We start from the raw sequence: 16,632 nt of genomic DNA on the forward strand, positions 1-16,632 counted from the left end.
AGTACGATCTCGGCACAAAGTCTAGTCGGTCGCCCCCTCCGCATAGGTGCGGAAACGCTCGAGATCGGCTTTCAGCGTGGACTCTACCATTCGCCCTAAAAATAAATTGTCCATGACTTGCCCGATGATACCAGGTATAGCGTAGGCAACTGTTAGCTTTACAATCGTACTATGATGGTGGCGATCGTAAAACCTGATCGCACCTCGGTTGGGCAGGCCGTCAATCGATTCCCATTGCACGATCTGATTTGGTATTTGCTTGAGAATGCGCGATCGCCAGGTAAAGGTAAAGCCGTTAGAACCCAATTCCCAATTAGATATGTCGGGGCGATCGGGCAATATTTTGACTGACTCGATCCACTTCATCCAGCGCGGCATCTTCTCCAGATCCGACCACATCGACCAGACGCGCTCGACCGGACGATCGACTTCAACTTGTACCGTATGCTCTAGCCAGTCGGACATGATTGTAATTATTGGGGGAGTATCGAGATAGTCATAACTGTTATTATAGCTTTCAGCAGCCAGCGGTTATCTGAAAACCGCTATATATGCCAGCTCACTTGCGTTGGGTTAGACCTTCACCTACTAAAGACAGGCTTACCACCATCAGCGTAATTGCGAGTCCAGGAAAAAATGCCGTCCACCAAATATTTTCCCCTGTAGATAGGGCATCTAAGGCTTGCTTGAGATCGTGTCCCCATTCTGGTATGTCATCGGGTACGCCCAAGCCTAAAAAGCCCAACCCTACCAAAGTTAAAATGGCATCCGCCGCATTTAGCGTAAATAATACGGGAATGCTTTGAATTACATTTTGTCCTAGATAACGCGTCAATACCGTCCAGGTGTTAGCTCCCAAAGCCTGCGCCGCTTCAATATATTGTTCGTTTTTAACGCTAACAGTTTGATTGCGAATCACGCGGTAGTACTGCGGAATATAGGCAACGCTGAGCGAGATTGCGGCATTCCACACGCCTCCTCCTACTACAAAAGCAATGGTCATGGCAAGCAAGAGACTTGGTAACGTATAAATGCTGTCCATTACAAACACCAGTCCTCGATCCAGCCAGCCACCGCGATAGCCGCTGATCGTACCGAGCGGAACGCCTATGGCGAGACTGAGCAGAGTAGAAGCAAAAACTACTTGCCACGCTACGCCCGCCCCTGCAATCGTGCGAGCCAGTACGTCATGACCGAGGGCATCAGTCCCGAACCAGTATTGACTGGATGGGGCGGCATTGGTGGGATTGCTGAGAAACTCATTGGGATCGGCCAGGATACCCCAAGCCTGAAAGATTGGCATCAGTAAAGGCATTAGCATGAAAGCTAAGGCAATTGCTATACCTATGTACGTCAAACGATTAGAAGTTGAAGTTTGGGACATTAATTCAGCGATCGATTATCCAGTTCGGTTCAGAGCGGTTGAGTAATTTAGCAAAACTATAGTAAACCAACGAGCCTCAGCTACGATAAATTCTCCTAAATTAACTATTACACCTCTCGAAATCTAGCGACAACCTGATATTGTTGAGATCGGCTGTGCTGCAATTAAGTACATCAGGCACGTCGGGATCGTCCCAGTTGCAATTACCCTTCCGCCTCCGGCACCTCCCCTTGGCAAGGGGAGAATGTGTGGGGTTATGAACCTGCAAACTTGAGATACCCCCAGCACGTTATCCTTCTAATCGCAACCGTATAACATGAATTCTCAGCAACTTGGCAGCAACCAGAACAAGCTAATGGTAGGCTGCTGGCAACTTGACGATCGCAGTTGGAAGAAGATCTCAGAACCCGATATTGCCCATGCCATAGATACCTACATTTCTTTGGGCGTTAACGCCTTTGATACGGCTGACATTTACGGACGCAGCGAGGAAATTTTGGGAAATTTACTCAAAAAACGCGACTGTCAAGTTTTTACTAAGGCCGTGTTTTTTAGTGGCATACCCTCTGCCATGCAAGTACGCAGCAAGATTGAAACATCCCTGCACAGGCTGCAAAGAGATACGCTTGACTCCGTGCAGGTTCACTGGCATGACTCTAACCTCGACTTTGCTTCTACCTTTGATACTCTGAATGAGTTGGTGGAGCAAGGTAAAATCCAGCAAATAGGGGTAACTAATTTCAATACCGCCATGCTGGAGAAAGCTCTCAAATTTGCCCCAATTCATACCCATCAAGTCCAATACAGCTTGATCGATCGCCGCGTGGAAGCCTCGATGCAAGCTTTATGCCTCAAGCATAATATTCAATTACTAACCTATGGCCCCCTGGCGGGAGGCTTTTTGTCCGACAAATTTCTCGGCATGAAACAGCCGCATCTTCAGTCAGATCACGCACGGTCGTTTTACTACAGCAATACGATCCAATCTCACGGTGGTTGGCCGAGTACTTTTAGCATGTTAGGGACTCTAGCTGAAGTTGCGCAAAAGTACGATAAATCCATTTCACAAGTAGCACTCAACTGGGTAAGTCAACAACCCGGAGTTGGTGCGGTAATCTCTGGGCTAACTCTGAGTCGCCAGCAGATTCAAAGTAATGTTGAGGCGTTTGGTTGGAACTTAGAAATAGAAGATATCGAACTACTATCAAGGCGATCTGCCGAGCTATTCATTCAACCTGGCGATATTTACTCCTACGAGCGCAATTGACGCTCATCATAGCAAGCTTTCTATGTCTCCACGTCGATAGCGACTGGTACCGCTGCGACTGCGGGAGCTTGAGGATGCCCGCGATCGCTTCATTAAACTGCTTACTTCAGACTCGCTGCATCCCAATAGGGCGGCAGCAGCGGTGGCATTAATCCACTGTTGGGCAAACATATCCAGTAATGCTTCATCGTCCATGTTACGGATCTCAGCGAGCAATTGCTTTGCCAGCATCCAACAGGCGAGCGTATCTGCCTCGGCACGGTGCGATCGCCCCACATCAAAATTAAAATGTTGCACGAGGGCGGGCAGCGATCGCGATCTTAATTCCGGTAACAGAAGGCGGGCTAGTGCTAAAGTGCAGAACTTTTGCTCGGGAGGAAGGACAAATAAAATTCCCAAGCGATCGTATTCCGCTTGCAAAAAAGCATAGTCAAATGGCAAATTATGTGCGGTGAGAATGCCCTGTTGTAACATTGGCAAGCACTCCCTCCACACTTCAGCCGCAGCAGGTGCACCATCCACCATAGACTGATAAATCCCAGTCAAACACGCGATCTGTGGCGGGATCGGTACTTGCGGATTAATTAAATAGGTAACCTGTTCTTGAAAGCCATCTCGAATGCTTGCCCGCAATACGGATACTTCAATTACACGGCTGCGATCGACACCGATTCCTGTGGTTTCCACATCGACGACAGTGAAGGGTTGCTCGCAGATATAGCGATAGTAGGCAAGTAAATTGGCCGAACTCAAAGCTGTTTGACTGAGGGTGTCGAGCACGATCTTTCTCTCACAATCCTAATACTAACTGTAATTGCTGGCGCGGTCTGACTCGCTCCGGTAATGGCTCGGGATTTTCCTTTACCGCCGCACAATACCTGGCATAAGTACAGCGATCGCACTGCTCCCCTGGTGTTGCCTGCCAGCGATCGTCATGGCGCAAGCGCATGGCTAACTCGCCGATCGTGGTTTCTACTCTTGCTCTTTGGGCTGGGGTAGCCTGAAATGTAACTTTCTCTCCCGTTCGCAGAAATATCAAACTGAGTTGCTTGAGGCTCTGGTGGTAATGCTGTTCCAGGGCTAAATAGTAAAGCCCCATTTGTAAATCTAATTCAATTGGTTCGGGTAATTTGGTTTCCTTAGTAGATTTATAGTCGATCAACTCCAGCCCCTCCTCTAGCCAATCCAGGCGATCGTAGCGACCCGCAAGCGCAAATTCCAGGTTATCGATCTGTAAGCTACCTTGAATTTTGCCCTCAACGGCAATTGGTCGCGCGATCGCTGTCTGGGTGGCAATATAGCGGTGGTAGTACGCGGTTAAGATGGATTGCCCTTCATGAACCTGGGCATCGGATAGTCCCTTGCAATTTTCCGCCCAGCAAAAATCTATCCACTCTAAACTTGGAATCGGATGGTGGTAGTGCCAGTCGCGGTAAATTTGGGCTAGAGCCTGGTGCAATGCCGTGCCTAATGCCGCCGATCCAAAAAAAGATACATTTTTTAATCCAAGCTCATACCTGTAATGATATGACTGGGGACAGCGGTGATAAGTTTGCAGTTTTGAAGCAGACAGAAAATACGTCATTAGCTTGTGTATTGGGCATTTGAGCGCTTGCTATCAAGCATTGTAACCGAGTTTTTGAGAAGCGATCGCCCCTTTTTTTGTCCTGGTTTTGTGGGAATAGAATGTAAAAAAACAGGCAAATTTTCCAAAAAAATCTATATCAATTCTGTAGAGTGCTTGACTCAGAGCGAAATTGCGGTAACATAACCCCATGAAACCTATGTATGAGAGTGAATCAACTCTATGAATAAAGGCGAATTAGTCGATGCTATCTCCGGTCGTGCGTCAGTCACCAAGAAAGATATTGAAGCTGTCCTTACAGCAACGCTTGAGGTAATTGTTGATGCAGTCTCATCTGGAGACAGAGTAACGCTGGTTGGTTTTGGCTCGTTTGAGTCCCGCGATCGCCAAGCACGGGAGGGTCGTAACCCCAAAACTGGTGAAGTAATGACCATTCCTGCCACCAAAGTACCAGCCTTCTCTGCTGGTAAGCAGTTTAAAGAAAAAGTAGCACCTCCCAAAGCGGATGCAAAAGGCCCAGCCAAGAAAGGCAAAGGTAAATAAGGTATCCGTTAAAAGGAAAGCCCCTGAAATAAATGCAGGGGCTTTTTTCTTAACATTCATGAATTGTCTTATAGCGGTTTTCAGATGAAAACGAGAAGGGGGTTTGGGGGCGTTGCCCCCGCGCAGGGGTGGAACCCCTGCACCCCTGAGCCTATTGGCTATAGCTATAAATCTCTATATCGCATTTGCAACGGTCAGTCGTCAGAGATGATATTTAGCGATCGCAAAAGCACTTGTACTTTGCCAGGGAACGCTTTTACGCATCAAATTGAGCGCTAGCAGATCTCGAATACTCTTTACGTCTGCATGGGAAAGTTTATGTCGCAGGCGATCGCTGTAGGTTGGTTTAGTTTCAGAAGTACCGAACCAGCGATCGATTAAGTCTGGCGTGACATACATCGGTGCGATATTCGTTTCTACCTCCATCTGTACCGATAAACCGTTTTCAGTAAATCCGCGCTCTAGATCGCCAGCGTCCCAGTTCAACATCGGATCGGATGCTTGCTGATAAATAGCTTCCTCGGCTTCCACCCAACGGTCGTAGAGTTTAGGCTTGAGATTTACCTCGATCGAATTTGTCTCCAGCAAACGATAGATACGTTGCGTATGGAGAGGGATAGCCTCATGTAAAGAGATCGCTCCCTCCGGTAGCAGAAATTTAGCCAGTATGGCGATCGCCCCGGATTTATCTGCTTCTCGCATCAGGGCATTGTGACCCACGATCCGATCGAACCGGATACCTGTTGCCAATTTAGCGAGCGTATTTGGCAATTCTGCGATCGCGGCAGTGAAGATTCTGGGTCGCGTTAATTCTGGTAAAGCGGAGGCGCGATCGCGGAGAGTATCTGCTTCTGCCTCGCGATAGGTGCAGGCATAGACCCCACCTTCTGGTACCTGGCGTATCGCTTCCCATGTCAGTAGACCGCTACCCGCATTCAAATCCAGGACAACATGATGGCGCTGCAATTTGGCTCGCTCGAACAGGCGATCGCGGACGGCAGCTAATTTCTCACCCGTACTTTCAATTGTACGTTTTAGCCAGCGTTCCACCGCCGCATTGGGGGGAGAAAGGGTTAATCCTTCTGGTAGATCTTCTTTTACGTTATCCGCAAATGTCGCTAATTGTGCTTCCCGCTGTCGCGCGACCCGATCGGCGATTTGTGCTTCGGCACCGCGATCGGATGGTTGATAGAAAACTTGTCCTTGCAGGCTGGCAGGTAAATATTGTTGCGCCACCCAGTGGTCGCGATAGGCATGGGGATAGAGATAGCCCGCTCCGTGTCCGAATCCCTGCCGATCGCGACTGGCATCCTTGAGAGGATTCGGAATATCTGCCTGCTGTTCCTTCTCTACGATCGCGATCGCGTCGAAAAACCCCATCACGCTGTTGGATTTTGGTGCGTTTGCCAGATAGAGCGTCGCTTGGGCGAGGTGATAGCGCCCTTCCGGTAGTCCCACGCGATCGAATGCCTCAGCGCAGGCATTCACGACAACTACAGCCTGCGGATCGGCCAATCCCACATCCTCGCTGGCGAGAATCAGCATCCGCCGAAAGATAAAATGCGGATCTTCACCTGCATAGGTCATGCGTGCCAACCAATAGAGTGCCGCATCGGGATCGGAGCCGCGCAAACTTTTGATGAAGGCACTAATCGTATCGAAATGAGCGTCACCTTCTTTATCGTAGAGAACTGCCCGCCGCTGAATCGATTCTTCCGCTACTTCTAACGTGATGCGAACAACTCCGGTGGCATCGGATGGCGTGGTCTCCACCGCTAGCTCCAGGGCATTGAGCAGCGCTCTGGCATCACCATTGGCAATATTAACCAGATGCTCTAGCGCGTTGGATTCCAGATCGATTTGTTTCTGACCGTAGCCGCGCTCTGGATCGGAGAGTGCCGTCGCGGCAACCCGCCGCAGATCCTCTAGATCGAGTGGCTTCAGTTGAAACAGCCGCGATCTGCTCACCAGAGCCTTATTCACTTCAAAAAAGGGATTTTCCGTCGTTGCTCCAATCAGAACGATCGTGCCATTCTCTACCCAGGGCAGCAATGCATCTTGCTGAGCTTTATTAAATCGATGCACCTCATCGACAAATAGAATGGTGCGGCGACTGTAAACGCCTTGCTGTTCCTGAGCCGCCTCGATCGCGGCGCGAATCTCCTTTACCCCTGACAAGACAGCGTTAATGGCGATGAAATGGGCGTGGGTGGTATTGGCAATAATCCTCGCCAGCGTGGTTTTGCCCGTACCGGGCGGCCCGTAGAAAATTAGCGACGATAGGCGATCCGCCTGGATGGCGCGGCGGAGCAATCTTCCCGCACCCAGAATATGCGACTGTCCGATAAAATCGTCCAGCGATCGCGGGCGCATCCGCGCTGCTAGCGGCGCTTCCTGTTCGGTTAATCGTTGCCGATTTTGCTCGAATAAATCCATTGGGTTAGGGCGATCTGCGGTCAGCCTGAGTACACGATCGGAAAGGATGGACATTGCCCACCTTACTGCATACCCAGTAATTCCATTAACTGAGTTTCTGATAGTTGCGCAATACCGTGTTTTTCTGCTTTAGCTAATTTATTACCAGGATTTTGTCCCACAATAATGTAGTTGGTTTTGCTGCTGGGCATAGAGTTAATGCGCCCTCCTGCCCCCTCGATTAGCGTTTTGACCTGTTCAAAGCTAAGCTTAGTAAAAGTACCTGTAATCGCAAAAGTTTGACCTTCTAGAGGCCGATCGGGGTTAGCTGTAGCTGAGGCTGCGGATTCGGGTTGCTCTGCCTTAGTCGGCGATGATTGAGGAGGAGCAGTGGATTCTGATGGTGTCGATCGCGCAGTTGTCTCCCCTGGCACCTGCTGTGGAGATGATATCTCCTTTAGCTGTTGTTCCAGAAAAGCCACCACATCCCTCGCCATCTTCATTGCTTCTTCCATCTCCCCCTTTTCTCGCTGGAGCGTCTTGACCTGCTGCTCCAAGCCATTAACTACCTGACTGGCCTCTTGTAGCCCCTGGCTCATTTTCTCGCGTTCCTGAGTAAGCACATCAATTTGCTGGACTAAATCCGGCGCGGGTTCGGCGATCGCAGGCAATTGGCGATTGCTTAATTCATCAATCTGCGCTTGCAGCGCCACCGCACGCTCTCGATCGCTCTGCAATTCCGCCACCAAGCGATCGCGCTCCTGTACAACCGCTTCCATCTGCGCGAGGCGGTTCTGAAGATTAGCAGCAGTCGATGTTTCAGTTTGGAGTGTCGATTCCAGTTGGGTTTTCTCCTGTTGCATCTCAGCCAGATGCGCTTGTGCAGTTTCTAGGGTGCGCGCGAGGCGATCGCGTTCCTGAGCAAGCGACTTTATCTCCTTCTCAAGTTCCTTTGGTTTCGCCTTACTTTCCTGGAGTTGTTGCGTAAAGGAAATCTTATCCTGCTCTAATTGACCGATCTGCGATCGAACCCGTGCTAAATCCGCTTGAGAAGACTGAAGATTGAGATTCAGTTGCTCTTGCGATTGAGTTAACTGCACAATTTGCGATTCCAATGCGGCAATAGTAGATGCCCGTTCCTGCGCGATCGCTTGTACATCCTCCTTTTCAGTTTGCAGCGCTTCGATCTGCGTTCTCAAAGGATTTAGCTCCGTCTCGGTCGATTGGAGGCTGTTTTCCAGTGACTGAATTCGCGTTTGGTACGAAGTGAGAGCTTGTTGAGATTCCGATAATTCTGCTTGCAGGCGCGCTTGCGACTGAGATGCCTGTTTAGCTGCTTCTACTACGGCATCGGCAGTAGCTTCCTGGGCGGCGTGCAGAGCCATCTCCAGCTCGCCATTTCGCCGTTCCAAGTCCTGGATTTGTTGCTGGAGCGTAGCAAGCGAGCGATCGCCAGTTTGCGTAGTTTGGCGCAGGCGCTCTTTCTCTTGGGTCAGCGTATTAATCTGAATCTGAAGTGCTTTCAACTCCCGTTGAGCAGCCTGTTGGGTGGTTTGCAACTGTGCTTCTAACTCCTGCACTTGCTGTTGCGCCCGTTCGGAATTTTGGGCGGCTGCTTGCAGTCGATCCTGAAGAGTTGCGATCGCAGTTTGATATTCCTGTTGCGCCTGCTGAATCTGTGCTTGCAGAGTCTGATTCTGCTCCTGTCGAGCAGATAAATTAGCCACAGCTTCCCGCTCCCGAGTTTCTACCGTTACGACCCGATCCTGTAATGTCGCGATCTCCTGGTGCGCCTGTTGTAAACCCAGATCGATTTGCTCCCGTTGCTGGCGTAAATCTTGAATTGCGTCCTCTAGAGACCGATTCTGTGCCTGACTGTGGGCTAGAGCATTCTCTAGATCGTTCTTTTCCCGCGTTATTGTCTCAATTTGCAACTCTAAATCAGCGACATTTTCCTCAGCTTGAGTTAGATTCGAGTTTACCTGCTCGTTGGTCTGAGTCAAGTTTTGCAGTTGCTGCTGTAGCTCTGCATTCGCAGTTTGTGCTTGGGCGATCGCGCCATCGAATTCTGCTTGCTTTTGTTGCAGTTCGCTCTCAATTTGTTCCTGCTGCCGCGCGATCGCGGTTAGTTGCTGTTCCAGTTCGGCAATTTGACTGTTGTTTTGTTGCTGGGCAGCTTCCAATTGCTCTTTCTCCTGTTGGAGTTGCAGCACGGTACGGCTTATTTCAGCAGTATCGTTTTGGGCGATTTGCAACTCTTCCTGCAAAGTATTTTGAGCTTGTGAGATGCTCTCCAAGTCCCGTTGGAGATTCCGACTGCGTTCTTGTTCTGCCTGCAAGCTTGTCTCCAGTTCGGCATAGCGTTGAGCTTGCTCTTCAAGCCGCTGCGCCAAGCTATTAGATAGCTCTTGAGCCTGTTGCAATTCGCTTTCAAGCTGTTGCTTTTCCTGACTGAGAACCTGAATTTCCGACTGCTGTCGATTTGACGTTGCCTTCTGCGATTCGCAATCTAGAGTTAGAGTTTCTTTAGTCTGCGTGAGGGTTGTGACCTCTGACTCCATTGCTGCAACAACTTGTTTAGCAAGGTTAACCGCTTCCGTTAGATTCTGGTTATCGCCAGTTAAAGTTTGGATTTGGCTTTGCAAGGCTGCTTTTTCCGCCTCTTGCTGTTGCCGCACCTGTTCTGCTTGCTCTGCTTGAGCCGCCTGGAGTTGTTTCTGTTGATGACGGCGAAAGCCATAGCCAATTAATAAGGCTACCAGAACTATCGAACCTGCTATGGCAGAGATAATTTCAGAATCCATGACTCAAAATACTCCAAAACTCGAACAGGGGTTCTCTATAGCGGTTTTCATTTGAGAACGGGTTTTATTTTTGGGGTGAAGGGGTTCCACCCCTTCTTGGGGGCAACGCCCCCAAACCCCCTACTCTTTCCGATCTGAAAGCCGCTATACCACCCATTTTAGCGCTCGATTGCAATTTGGATCGCAATACTAACTTGCGAGATGCTTCTACGTTTCCCCTTTCGCTTCCCGTCCAAACTAATTAACTTCGCCCTCCCCCCATCGCTCAACCACGATCGCATAGCGGTTTTCAATTTAAGAACAGGTCTTATGTTTGGGGTGAAGTGGGTTCACCCCTTCTTGGGGGCAACGCCCCCAAACCCCCTACTCTTTCCGATCTGAAAACCGCTATATCTATTTGTTTAAATAGTTCTAAGTTTGTCTGAGAGTTATCAATTACGACATCAGCAAGGGCAATTTTTTGCGCTAGTGGTATCTGGCTGGCAATGCGCTGCCGCGCTTCTTGCAGCGTGAGGCGATCTCTTTGCACGAGTCGTGCTAGCTGTTGCTCCGCCGTACAGGTAACTACCCAGATTTCCGTGACTAGATTCTCCATGCCCGCTTCAAATAGCAATGGTACGACCATAGCAACTGTTGAAGGTTGATATTGTTTGGCGGTTGTTTCTAAACGCTCTCTTACATAGGGGTGAATTTGCGACTCCAGCCACTGGCGCTCTGCGGCATCTTGGAAAATAATTCTACCGAGTGCGGCGCGATCCAGGGCGCGATCGCTTGTCAACACGCGATCGCCATAACGAGAGGCGATCGCGGCAACCAGCTCTACACTTAAGGCTTCGCGAGCATAAATATCGGCATCGAGTATGGGCAGATCGTAGGCTGTATGCAGATAATTAGAAACGGCAGTTTTTCCAGTCGCAATTCCACCCGTAATCCCAATAATGCGCTGTTGCATCGATCGATAAAAATTAACAATAAAAACAAAACAATATGTCCTTAGCAGAAGCTAAGGACATAATATCGTGACAGTTTTTAAAGAACACAGTCTACCAAAGCGCTGGGACGGTAATGCGCGGGCGTACGGGTGGCGGTGCTGGCGGTTCGTATCTGGGAGGCTCGGGAGCAGGAGCTTGTGCCTCTAAACAAGAATTATCTGTCCCCGCTGGCAACTCTAGTCCAACGGAGCGATAGTAGGTACAGAATGACGCTAGAGAGGTAGTGTAAGGACTGGTGAGATCGCGGGTGCGAATGTTGTCGTCATCCAGGGTCTGTAGGTCAAGCATCTCCCTGAAGATCGTCCGGAAAGCTGTAAACTCGCGCTCCATCTTCTGATCCATAAACTCAAACTGTATCCACGGTGGGGCTACGTTAGTAGATGAAGTTAAGTCTAAAACTTTGGTGATTGCCTCGTTATAGGTGGGCGAAAAATCACGAGGGTAGTAGTCCTGATCCGTTAATAACGGATCGGCAAAGGACGGAGCTGCTATAAGTGAGATAGCGGATATTGCTAGTGCTGAGGTCAGCAGATAAGAGCAAGTTCTCATAAAGTTCATCCTCACAATTTGTCTAAACCAGTTAGAAGGTTAATTATTTTTAATCAATCTACCAGATTAATTATATATCTCGCCATAAAAACTGTTAATTTGTACTAATTTCACCTTGATGGTTAGGAATTTATGACTACAGATACCGATGTGGCAGCAATTAGAGCAAAATTGCTGGAGCTATTTTGCCGTCTAGCTTATAAAAGTGGCAATTTTACACTTTCCTCCGGGCAATCTAGCTCTTATTATGTCAATAGCAAGTTGGTAACTTTGCACCCTTATGGGGCACTGTGGACGGGACAAATTGTGCTATCCATGTTGCCACCGGATGTAGTTGCAGTAGGTGGGCTAACTCTGGGAGCCGATCCCATTGTTTCTGCTGTCAGCGTCGTATCAGCCTATGAAAACCGACCGATTGCAGCTTCGATCGTACGCAAGCAACCCAAAGGTCACGGCACGGCTGATTGGATCGAAGGGCCTGTCCTAGATGCAGGTGCGAAGGTGGTAGTGTTAGAGGATGTGGTTACGACTGGTAAGTCGGCAATGCTAGCGGTCGAGCGGTTGCGGCTGGTTGGCTATCAAGTCGATCGCATTATTGCCCTCGTCGATCGCAACCAGGGTGGTGCGGAACTCTATGCCAAGGAGGGGCTAGAATTTAGCACGATTTTCACGATCGCGGAAATTCAAGCACATGTCGCACAACAGGGATAAACACGGGGATAGATCGAGCATAAAAGGTATGAATAAACATCGCTCCCGCCGCTCGGGATTTGGGGATTGGTTGGAGAGGCGGGCTTGTGTCCCTGAATTTGCGGGCGGCATGTTAATGGGAATGACCTTCTTCTTCTTCTTAGCAGCCACTAACACGCTAGCAGGCTGGCTCTATGCTATGAGCGGTGTGGGTCTTGCCATTATGTTAATCGGCGGTGTCTTGCCCGCTCGCATTCTGAGCAATATCCAGGTAGAACGGTTACCCATCGATCCCGTTAGTGCGGGGGATATTCTCACGGTGGAACTCTGGTTGCACAATGCTGGAAAGCAGAACAAGGCTCTATTAGAAATTCGCGATCTCCTGCCCAAAGGGATTACTCGCATAGAATCGCAATCCCATGTAATTGAGTCAATCGATATCGGCGATCGCTACCGTTGGCTCTACTCGATTACAACGCTACAGCGCGGTGTATTTCACTTCGATCGCCTGGAGCTAGCTACTGCTAGCCCATTTGGTCTTTTTCGCAGTCGGCGATCGCAGTCGGTACCGCGCCGCGCGATCGTCTATCCTACGGTGCTGCCCCTCAGTCAGTGTCCTTTAGTTGATTTCATTGGCAAAGATGATAGCCCCAGACTGTACAGTCTGGAAAATCTACATCACAGTGCCAATGAGGGCATTACGCGCACGCTCCGGCCATATCGTTGGGGCGATCCGATTCGATTGGTGCACTGGCGGACCAGTGCGCGGTTTGGGGAACTGCGAGTGCGGGAGTTGGAATTGACCGTGGGAGGACAGGAATTAGTAATTGCGCTGGATACACAGATAGGATGGCGATCGCCGGATTTTGAGGAGGCTGTCATTGCCGCCGCTTCATTATATTTTTACGCGCAGCGGCTCAATCTCAATGTCAGGTTGTGGACGGCTGCAAGCGGTCTGGTACATGGCAATCGCGTAGTTTTGGAGACCTTAGCAGCGGTTCAGATCGATGCAAATCCTGTAGAGATATCCGATCCATCGCAACTGCCACCCGATTTACCCCAGGTGTGGATTACGAGCCAGCCGCATAGCTTGGCAGAATTGCCAACGGGCAGCCGCTGGCTGCTATGGGGAGGCGGATCGCCCAGCAGCGCTAAATTCCCAGGCATCAGAATCGATTCTATCGACAAAAGCGATTCTGGCACCGATCCCAGCAACGACAAGGAAGCAAGCGATCTAACCTATCGTCATCTTCAGGCACAGCTACAGACGCAACTGGCAAGGACTGGTAACTAGGGCTTTCTGAAAATTGCTTGCCAGCGCGATCGACCCGCCGCTGTTATCCCACACAGCATGGCAAGGATATTTTGTCTATGGATCGCGATCGCTTAATCGCTTAATTGCGGTTTTCAGATGAAAACGAGAAGGGGGGTTGGGGGCGTTGCCCCCAAAAAGGGGTTCCACCCCTTCACCCCGTCAATAAAACCTGTTCTCAATTGAAAAACGCTATATCTAATAGTGGAAGAGCGATCGCAAAACTACTTCTCAGCCTAACTAAAGGAGGTGGCAATATTTTAGATAATATAAATAAAGTTGGACTTGCGAGGTGTCGAACCATGACCATCTCTTTAGAAAGATCTAGTAAACCCACTATACTCCAACGGTATGATGCCACTTGGCAAGACTATGTAAAGATACGAGATAGCTCGGATATCGACTGGATTAAAATTGCCTTTTATAAAGGATGGTTGTGGGTTGATATGGGTCATATAGGGCTGAGCCACGCTCGTTTTACCGATTTGATGACAGCAGTTTTCTTTATTTGGGCATTTCTGCACCCCGACCCGGCAATAGAGTCCTTTGGAGGGTGCTTAATCGATCTGCCAGAAACCCATGCTTGTGCCCCAGATTTGATACTTTACAAGGGTGACAATATTCCCCAATGGCAGGCAGATGAACCACGACGAATTGATTTGACGCGCCATCGACTGCCCGATCTGGTGGGGAAAATTGCGGACACGACGCTCAATATCGACCTCGACGAGCAAAAGCAGCTTTATGCCAGTTTAGGGATTCCTGAATATTGGGTAATTGATGTCAAAGGAAGGCGGCTTTTTGCATTCGGGTTAGGTTCTACAGGCGTTTATGAGATAATTCAGGTTTCGCAGGTGTTGACGGGATTGCCGATCGCCCTCGTAGAGCAAACAATAGAGCGATTAGTCACAGAGACAAATACAGCAGCAGCAAATTGGTTAATGCAACAGTTGCAGAAGAAATAGATTGCATTTTTCAGACAATCTCCCTGCCTTCAAGCAGCTTGCACGTTCAAACTACTGCCATCTTCCAATTAACCATCCCAACCCCAGTCCCACCCAACTACTGAAAGTAATCGTCCAGAAAATCTGGATGCGGTGAAAGCCTTTTTTAGTCATCTGCCACTTCGCCCAAAATAGTGGCGAGAACCAAAAAGCTGACAGGATAAACGTCATCACGATAAAGGTAATACCGCTACCTAATGTATTGACCAGGGCTATTACCCGATCGTCATCTCGACTCCAGGCCGTTCCCTTAATTAAGGCAGTATTTAAAGCTAGCGGCAACCCTACCAGCCATGTTGCGGCGAGAATGCCAGGGATCGCTAATAATAAAGCGATGTTGATGGCGGCAGCTAAGAAAGCAGCGATCGCGGCGGCAATCAGCCAACTGCTCAATGGCGAGACAACTACTGACAATTCCCAACCGTAGAGGGTATACCAAAGAACGACTGCTAACGCGGTTAGCCAGGGTAGCTTTTCGATCGAATTCTTCACTGACAAAATTTACCAATAAAATTATAGCCGTATGCAGATCTGTTAGGACAGGGGGTGTGGGGGCTACGCCCCCCCGCAGGGGTTTCACCCCTGCACCCCGTCCTAAGCCTGTTGGATATGGCTTCTATAGCAATAACCAAACAGGTTTGAGATGTAATTATGAGGGTAAAACCCCAGCGCCTCGTTCCGAACAATCTTTTAGTTACTACGAGATTACAACTGACGAAAACTAACCCGCAAAAGATCCTTTGGATGTGGGGTTGGTACTGTCACCATACTTAAATCCTGGTCTGGCAACAGTTCCCAATCGCAACTACGCAGTAACATTGTTGCAAATATCTTCATTTCTAATCTAGCAAATTCTTTGCCCAGACACTCTCGCAATCCGCCACCAAAGGGGACATAACCAAATAATTTTTGTTTGTCAGCAGCGCGATCGCTGTCGAAGCGATCCGGGTCGAATTTCTCACATTCGGGGTATAGCTCTTCTAATTTGTGAGCCTGGTTAATTTGGTAAAGTATCGTCCAACCTTTGGGAATCTGGTAGCCGTTAAACTCACAAGACTCGATCGCTTCCCGAAACCCGCCGCCCACAGGTGGAATTAAGCGCAATACTTCCTTTAAGACGCGATCTAGATAGGTCATTGATTTTAAGTCGTCTAGAGTCAAGGAAGGCGATCGCTGTAATTTTTGCAATTGTTGCTGTTCGTTTCTCGCCTTTGCCATCACTTCTGGATGTTGGGCCAGGAGCAGGCAAAATGAAGCGATCGCCGAAGTTAAGGTTTCATGTCCGGCAAATAGCAACAACAGAATCTGATCTTTCAGTTCCTCCAAACTCAAGCTATTTCCCTCTTCATCCCTGGCTTGGAGCAAGATCCCCAGAGCGTCGTTGCCAAAATCCTGAGCCTGTTGGCGTTGCAGCACGATTTGCTCGATGTAATTTAGTAATAACCGCCGACAACGCAAGGCCCTACCGAACTTCGTCCAAGGTAAAGGTAAGGGGATAGTAAACAGACCATCGCACCAATCTTTAAATAGTTTGCCCAAAGGGGTTTGCGAGCCGTTCTCCGTACCGACTAACAATGCACTGGCAATGTCGAAGGTGTAGTTGCGCAATTCGGGGTACCAGGTTAAGGAGCCAGCCTGTTGCCATTTGTCCAGGTAACTGGCAGTAATCTGCTCGATTGTGGGAATATAGCTGGCGAGGGCGCGGGGTTGAAAGGCTTGTGCCAATAATTTACGGCGGGCAGCGTGCAAACTACCTGTCTGCGTTGCCAGAGAGGCAGAACCAAGCAGCTTTCTGGTGCTGTACGGCCAGGTGGCGACAAAATATTTATTTTCATTCGTAAAGAGAAACTGATTTGCTTCCGCACCCACAATAAAGACGGTGACACCTCCAAAAATACGGGTTTTGAAGATCGGGCCGTATTTAGCTTGTTGCTTGCTGGAGAAATCGGGGTCGATCAGAAAGTTGATGGTTTCACCAATGACTGGCAATCCTAAACTACCAGGTGGTAATGGCAGAGAGTCTGGCGATCTTGGCGATCGCTCTCGGGCTTCTTGGGTGCTGGTGCTTTCTGTCATCTTTGCTTCTG

The 16,632-nt window shown here is 49.3% G+C and carries 15 protein-coding genes; 5 read left to right on the forward strand and 10 right to left on the reverse strand.

Features of this window, described 5'->3' with window-relative positions; genetic code table 11:
• Positions 1-21: 21 nt before the first annotated feature.
• Positions 22-465, reverse strand: a complete 444-nt coding sequence (locus PSE6802_RS0100155; protein WP_019498045.1) for an SRPBCC family protein — start codon at positions 463-465, stop codon at positions 22-24.
• A gap of 94 nt (positions 466-559) precedes the next feature.
• Positions 560-1,321 (reverse strand): ABC transporter permease, encoded by a 762-nt coding sequence (locus PSE6802_RS0100160; protein WP_019498046.1) that lies wholly within the window; start codon positions 1,319-1,321, stop codon positions 560-562.
• Between the two features lie 379 nt (positions 1,322-1,700).
• Between PSE6802_RS0100160 and PSE6802_RS0100165 the strand changes: the two genes are divergently transcribed.
• Positions 1,701-2,651: an aldo/keto reductase gene (locus PSE6802_RS0100165; protein WP_019498048.1), complete on the forward strand. Its 951-nt coding sequence runs from the start codon at positions 1,701-1,703 to the stop codon at positions 2,649-2,651.
• 6 nt (positions 2,652-2,657) lie between these two features.
• Here PSE6802_RS0100165 and PSE6802_RS0100170 read toward each other — a convergent pair whose 3' ends face one another.
• Both PSE6802_RS0100170 and PSE6802_RS0100175 read right to left on the reverse strand, forming a co-directional pair.
• Positions 2,658-3,431 (reverse strand): 3'-5' exonuclease, encoded by a 774-nt coding sequence (locus PSE6802_RS0100170; protein ID WP_019498049.1) that lies wholly within the window; start codon positions 3,429-3,431, stop codon positions 2,658-2,660.
• A gap of 10 nt (positions 3,432-3,441) precedes the next feature.
• Positions 3,442-4,236 carry a RecB family exonuclease gene (locus PSE6802_RS0100175; protein WP_019498050.1) on the reverse strand — a complete coding sequence of 265 codons (795 nt, stop codon included), beginning with the start codon at positions 4,234-4,236 and terminating at the stop codon, positions 3,442-3,444.
• 222 nt (positions 4,237-4,458) lie between these two features.
• Here PSE6802_RS0100175 and PSE6802_RS0100185 point away from each other — a divergent pair, with 222 nt between their 5' ends.
• Entirely contained in the window at positions 4,459-4,779 is a 321-nt protein-coding gene (locus tag PSE6802_RS0100185; protein ID WP_019498052.1) for an HU family DNA-binding protein, read from the forward strand.
• A gap of 201 nt (positions 4,780-4,980) precedes the next feature.
• Here the strand turns inward: PSE6802_RS0100185 and PSE6802_RS0100190 are convergent, their stop codons facing one another.
• The 4 genes from PSE6802_RS0100190 to PSE6802_RS0100205 all read right to left on the reverse strand — a co-directional run bounded on the left by PSE6802_RS0100190 (position 4,981) and on the right by PSE6802_RS0100205 (position 11,539).
• Positions 4,981-7,215, reverse strand: coding sequence for an AAA family ATPase (locus PSE6802_RS0100190; RefSeq protein ID WP_026102957.1), 2,235 nt, complete (start codon positions 7,213-7,215; stop codon positions 4,981-4,983).
• Between the two features lie 62 nt (positions 7,216-7,277).
• A complete protein-coding gene (locus tag PSE6802_RS0100195) occupies positions 7,278-9,998 on the reverse strand; it encodes a BRCT domain-containing protein (protein WP_019498054.1) in 2,721 nt (906 codons plus the stop codon).
• 307 nt (positions 9,999-10,305) lie between these two features.
• A complete protein-coding gene (gene coaE / locus PSE6802_RS0100200) occupies positions 10,306-10,950 on the reverse strand; it encodes a dephospho-CoA kinase (protein WP_019498055.1) in 645 nt (214 codons plus the stop codon).
• A 91-nt stretch (positions 10,951-11,041) separates the two neighbouring features.
• Positions 11,042-11,539: a hypothetical protein gene (locus tag PSE6802_RS0100205; protein WP_019498056.1), complete on the reverse strand. Its 498-nt coding sequence runs from the start codon at positions 11,537-11,539 to the stop codon at positions 11,042-11,044.
• A 132-nt stretch (positions 11,540-11,671) separates the two neighbouring features.
• Between PSE6802_RS0100205 and pyrE the strand changes: the two genes are divergently transcribed.
• The 3 genes from pyrE to PSE6802_RS0100220 all read left to right on the forward strand — a co-directional run bounded on the left by pyrE (position 11,672) and on the right by PSE6802_RS0100220 (position 14,506).
• A complete protein-coding gene (gene pyrE / locus PSE6802_RS0100210) occupies positions 11,672-12,250 on the forward strand; it encodes an orotate phosphoribosyltransferase (RefSeq protein ID WP_019498057.1) in 579 nt (192 codons plus the stop codon).
• A gap of 28 nt (positions 12,251-12,278) precedes the next feature.
• Positions 12,279-13,523 carry a DUF58 domain-containing protein gene (locus PSE6802_RS0100215; protein WP_019498058.1) on the forward strand — a complete coding sequence of 415 codons (1,245 nt, stop codon included), beginning with the start codon at positions 12,279-12,281 and terminating at the stop codon, positions 13,521-13,523.
• A gap of 320 nt (positions 13,524-13,843) precedes the next feature.
• A complete protein-coding gene (locus PSE6802_RS0100220; RefSeq protein WP_019498059.1) occupies positions 13,844-14,506 on the forward strand; it encodes a Uma2 family endonuclease in 663 nt (220 codons plus the stop codon).
• Positions 14,507-14,557: 51 nt separating this feature from the next.
• Here PSE6802_RS0100220 and PSE6802_RS0100225 read toward each other — a convergent pair whose 3' ends face one another.
• Both PSE6802_RS0100225 and PSE6802_RS0100230 read right to left on the reverse strand, forming a co-directional pair.
• Positions 14,558-15,037 (reverse strand): hypothetical protein, encoded by a 480-nt coding sequence (locus PSE6802_RS0100225; RefSeq protein ID WP_019498060.1) that lies wholly within the window; start codon positions 15,035-15,037, stop codon positions 14,558-14,560.
• Positions 15,038-15,250: 213 nt separating this feature from the next.
• On the reverse strand, positions 15,251-16,621 hold the full coding sequence (locus tag PSE6802_RS0100230; RefSeq protein ID WP_019498061.1) for a cytochrome P450: 1,371 nt from the start codon (positions 16,619-16,621) through the stop codon (positions 15,251-15,253).
• Positions 16,622-16,632: the final 11 nt, after the last annotated feature.

Origin of the sequence: Pseudanabaena sp. PCC 6802, assembly GCF_000332175.1 — a bacterium.
In the GTDB taxonomy this organism is placed as follows: domain Bacteria; phylum Cyanobacteriota; class Cyanobacteriia; order Pseudanabaenales; family Pseudanabaenaceae; genus PCC-6802.